Here is a 2,984-nt window from a genome sequence, read left to right on the forward strand (position 1 = left end):
CCGCCGTTTCACATCCGGTTATTTCTTCCGTTTTGTTCTCGGCGACAAGGAAAAACTATACACAGGTTTTGGGGGTCCTGCAAATCGGGTGGGTGGTTTTTGACGGTGACCGTGCACACTTAATTCCTGAACTGCTGATTCGGTTCTTTCCATGTGCCCAATCGCTGGCAATTATTACCGAGCTAGGGCTGAGCGCGTAAACATTATTTCGCAGCTGCTCAGAGCATCGGTGCCTGTACCTAGCGAGTTTATTGAACCCTTGAGAAGGGTGCGCATATACGCGAACCCATGAATTGTGCCCACATCCGCTGATTAGACGATGCGGGCGCATGCGTGCGTCTGAGCAAGGCACAAGAAGAGAACGCACATGGCGAAACGATGCATCTGGAGGTTCCATGCGCGTGACGGCCAAGGAGGTATCAGCGCAATGACTGCCTAGAGCAGTCGGCATTGATGTCGGCCCAATGCAGGTCTTGCAGTGCTACGTAAGCTCCACCCTCGGCTACGGTGAATAGCAGCGATGTTTGGATCGCTGCCACTCCACTTGATGGTCTACCGAATACAGGATGAAGTCTATGAAGTTCACGGCGTTGGAACGCTATTGCCACCTCACTGGGCAAGCGTATGGCGAGGTGACTCCCGAAGAACAGCAGAGCGATTATCAAGCCGGGGTAACTGAGCTTGACGGAGAGCGGTGGCGGATCAGGACCGCAAGGATCACGCCAACAAAGCCAGGTGGGTTCGTAGCCATATGGCATCGGGACGAAACTGGGACTACTGCCCCCTACGAATCCGAAGAGGGACTGCGCGGAGTTATGGTCTTTATCGAGGAAGCCGGCTGTTTCGGCGCCTTCCGCTTTACTCAACAGCACCTCGAGGAGCTGGGTGTCTTCGCCTCAGCATCGGCTCCAGGCAAGCGCGGTTTCCGCGTCTATCCATCATGGACGGCTGGCCTTAAGGGGCAAGCGAAGAAAAGCCAGAATAGTCAGCTGCCTGCGTTCACGTTGCTCGCAGGCTAACTTGTCCCGCTCAGACGTCTACTGCAGCTCCATGCGCCGAAACCTGAGTTCTCGTTGCGCACCCCGCAAAGGTGAACCTTCAAAAGGCAACTCGCTGAGATCCACAGTCAATGCGGCTTTTAATGCCAACTGGTTCGCTGACTGCGTGGCCCGGTCAGCCAAGCCGAGCACCCTTGCAAGCTCCGCCCAGTGCTTCTTCTTCAGATTCTTAGCCTTGCCGGCAACAGTCAAAGCCATGGTGTCATCGCCGTAGACCAGGGTGCATGGGATGTCGTAGATGGGCGCTACATGAAACCGTCCATGCAAGTCCGCCAGAATCGAGACGTTCTTTCCATGCAAGTCGCCGTTGCCAGTTAGCCAAGCAAAGACGAACTGCATGTATAGATTGCGCCTGGCGAGCACCGGAGCCTGGCACTGCAGCGCTAAGGCTTCAATAGCTTGTTCCGTGCTCACTGCATACTTGCTTGCCGGCGGAAGGTTCAATACCTGCATGGCATCTTCCAACGCCAAACGCGTGGGACTATCCGCCCCCTCGACACCTTCGCGATCGAACCTCTCGACCAGCAGCCCCGGACTCCCAGTGGAATCCAGTACTAGCCGATTGTTTGCGACCGGAAGTTTGAGCAATCGCGCTGCTTTCAGGTGCTGCGCCTCATTAACGATCAAATGCGGATGATCCCGGGGATCAAGCTTGAGCAGATAGGCGCTGTTCTTGAACTCCACTGGTGTTGTCAGCATGGTTGCGCTGATCTTGTCTTGCACGCCGGGGATCGAGTGGCGGTCCAAGGTGCGCGCGAGGACCGAGAAGTCGAGTTCGGCCGTGCTGCTGAATTCAGCAACCACGGGAGTCTGCTCCAGTGCTGATCCTTCCGGAACAACGCGTACATTGCCTGGAGTATCGGCGCCCACTGCCATCAGCAGAGTCAACTCGTCAGAGATGCTGGTCTTAGTTGCGTCCTTGAGAACGGTCAGGCGATGGCCTTCGGGCAATAGTCCCGAGAAGAACGATGGCAACGCGCCCCCAGGCCCAACGTATGCCTCCGGGGAAGCTGGCAAAGATGTCGCAATGCCCGCGCCACCATGTGCAAGGTAGTCCTTGTTATAGCTGAAGGCCACGCTTCCGTCGGACTGTCTGGCTAGAGCGCCGGCTAGGTTTTCGTTGCAGTAGACGTCAGCCTTGGTAACAAGCTTGAGCTCTTGGAGTTGCGGCATCATTTGGCCACGCGAATTCGAAGGCCGAGTACATTCGCGACGGAGAGCACCGCTTCAATGGAGGGGTTTCCCGCCCCGCGTTCTATGGAGCGCAGCGTACGTTCGGAGATGCCAGCTAATTCAGCCAGCTGTTCCTGCGTCAGGCCGTTCTGTTTTCTAACGCGCTGCAATTCGGCCCCTAGCTCAGTCACTGAATTCATGAAGGATCCTCTTCCGGCAGCATTTCGCCGATTGGCGGCATTCTATTCACTATCATTCAGCATGGAGCAGGAATCGGCAACAAGTTACCGAAATGATAGCCAGGTGCAAGCAATCGATTATCAGAGGCATCAAAAGGCAGGATCTTGCCGATTGGCGGACCAGGACCCATCGGATAAAGCACCGGCTACGGAGCGGGCGTTCTCTCCCGTAGTGAGCCGCGGAGGTCCAGGGCCACGCCGTCTGCTTAGTCACTTCAAGCGCGTCCGAGATCGGGACACAGCTTAGCCATGGCTGCATTCACAACCCCATGCCTGTCTGGTCGTTCCTTGAGCGGTCTGCGCTAGCGGCCAGCACTCAAGCTCGTTAAAGCAGAAGGGAGGAGGAACCAGGCAGCGCCAGCTGCCCAATTCCCCCTCCCCCTTCTCGTTAAACAGGTGAGGCCCCGGTACCGAACGGTACCAGGGCCTCAAACCATCTACTCAAGTTAAGTCCGGCGGTGACCTACTCTCCCACACCCTCACGAGTGCAGTACCATCGGCGCAGTGGGCCTTA

Annotated in this window: 4 protein-coding genes; 2 read left to right on the forward strand and 2 right to left on the reverse strand. The window is 56.6% G+C overall.

The window, feature by feature from the left end:
- On the forward strand, nt 1–200 hold a 200-nt coding region (locus AAZQ98_RS17620; RefSeq protein ID WP_434694135.1), incomplete at its 5' end, for a hypothetical protein.
- Nucleotides 201–575: 375 nt separating this feature from the next.
- Nucleotides 576–1,019 carry a MepB family protein gene (locus AAZQ98_RS17625; protein WP_434694136.1) on the forward strand — a complete coding sequence of 148 codons (444 nt, stop codon included), beginning with the start codon at nt 576–578 and terminating at the stop codon, nt 1,017–1,019.
- A gap of 18 nt (nt 1,020–1,037) precedes the next feature.
- On the opposite strand, the gene AAZQ98_RS17630 is transcribed toward AAZQ98_RS17625, so the two are convergent.
- Entirely contained in the window at nt 1,038–2,234 is a 1,197-nt protein-coding gene (locus AAZQ98_RS17630; protein WP_434694138.1) for a type II toxin-antitoxin system HipA family toxin, read from the reverse strand.
- Nucleotides 2,231–2,431, reverse strand: coding sequence for a helix-turn-helix transcriptional regulator (locus AAZQ98_RS17635; protein ID WP_105662736.1), 201 nt, complete (start codon nt 2,429–2,431; stop codon nt 2,231–2,233). The genes AAZQ98_RS17630 and AAZQ98_RS17635 overlap by 4 nt, the downstream gene beginning before the upstream one ends.
- Between the last annotated feature and the right edge of the window lie 553 nt (nt 2,432–2,984).

Source organism: Glutamicibacter sp. Je.9.36 (genome assembly GCF_051129975.1).
Classification (GTDB): domain Bacteria; phylum Actinomycetota; class Actinomycetes; order Actinomycetales; family Micrococcaceae; genus Glutamicibacter.